Consider the following 343-nt stretch of genomic DNA (forward strand, 5'->3'; position numbering starts at 1 on the left):
TTAGGCTTTAATCTCGTTGCTCAATCTACGGCGACGGAATGTGTTTCTTAAGAGTAGATGTCGAGTTTGGGCGTAAAGTTTGGTTAGATGAAGTTGACGGAGGAATTATCAGTAATTATCGAATTTTAAAAGGTAATCCTCATGATACTCAGCAATTAATACCAAGTCTTGACCAACATATAGAAAATTTTGGTTCTCCACCAAAAACCGTGACTACAGATAGAGGTGTTTACTCTCAAACCAACGAAAATTATGCTACTATCCTAGGAATCAAACAAGTAATCTTACCTAAAGGTGGTTATCGAAATCAAGAACGAATTAAACATGAAAGAAAAAGAAGTTT

The 343-nt window shown here is 35.3% G+C and carries 1 pseudogene; it reads left to right on the forward strand.

Annotated elements, in window-relative coordinates:
• Nucleotides 1-47 precede the first annotated feature (47 nt).
• Nucleotides 48-343 (forward strand): annotated as a pseudogene (locus ACM0OZ_RS49260) (ISNCY family transposase); the annotation flags it as partial.

This window comes from Scytonema sp. PCC 10023, assembly GCF_963920835.1.
In the GTDB taxonomy this organism is placed as follows: domain Bacteria; phylum Cyanobacteriota; class Cyanobacteriia; order Cyanobacteriales; family Nostocaceae; genus Kalymmatonema.